Origin of the sequence: Ruegeria sp. ANG-R (assembly GCF_000813985.1) — a bacterium.
In the GTDB taxonomy this organism is placed as follows: Bacteria; Pseudomonadota; Alphaproteobacteria; order Rhodobacterales; family Rhodobacteraceae; genus Ruegeria.
In genome coordinates this window covers 1-644 of the sequence record NZ_JWLJ01000040.1, presented here as the reverse complement: position 1 = coordinate 644, position 644 = coordinate 1, and the positions used below count along the sequence as shown (strand labels likewise).

The following is a 644-nucleotide window of genomic DNA, read 5'->3' as shown; positions in this document are numbered from 1 at the left end:
TCTTCCCACTTGTCGGCCACCAGGGACTTGCTGGGATCACTTCGCACCATCTTGGCGTAACGCATCACATAGGCCACGCAGATCAGCCAGCCGGCCACCAGCATGGCGACCCGCAACCAGATGCCGTCGGTGAAGGAGATGCCGGCCGCGTTGGCGGCGATCACGGTGGCGAACGGGTTGATGGTGGAGCCCAGGGTACCGATACCGGCCCCCAGCAGCACGGTCGCGGCAGCGACCACGGGGTCGAAGCGGGCGGCCATCATCACCGGCACCAGCAGGGTGTAGAACGGCAGGGACTCTTCCGCCATGCCGTAGATGGTGCCCCCTGCGGCGAACAGCGCCATCAGGATCGGGATCATCCACTCTTCACGGCCACGCAGGCGATCGGTGACGCGCTCGATACCTGCATCAATGGCACCTGTCTTGGTCACGATGCCAAGGAAGCCACCGATGATCAGGATGAAGAGGGAGACGTCGATGGCGCCAGCCTCATAGGTGTCGTGGTTGTAGAGACCGTCGATAGGTGCCAGCAGCACGTCGACGATCCCCTGGGGATTGGCATCCACCAGTTTGTAGGTACCGGCCACCGGCACTTCCTTGCCGAGGGCCTCGTTCATGGTCATCTCGTATTTGCCGGCCGGCAC

1 pseudogene is annotated in these 644 nt (G+C 63.4%); it reads right to left on the bottom strand.

Features of this window, described 5'->3' with window-relative positions:
• Positions 1-617 (bottom strand): annotated as a pseudogene (locus RA27_RS22990) (YfcC family protein); the annotation flags it as partial.
• Positions 618-644 lie beyond the last annotated feature (27 nt).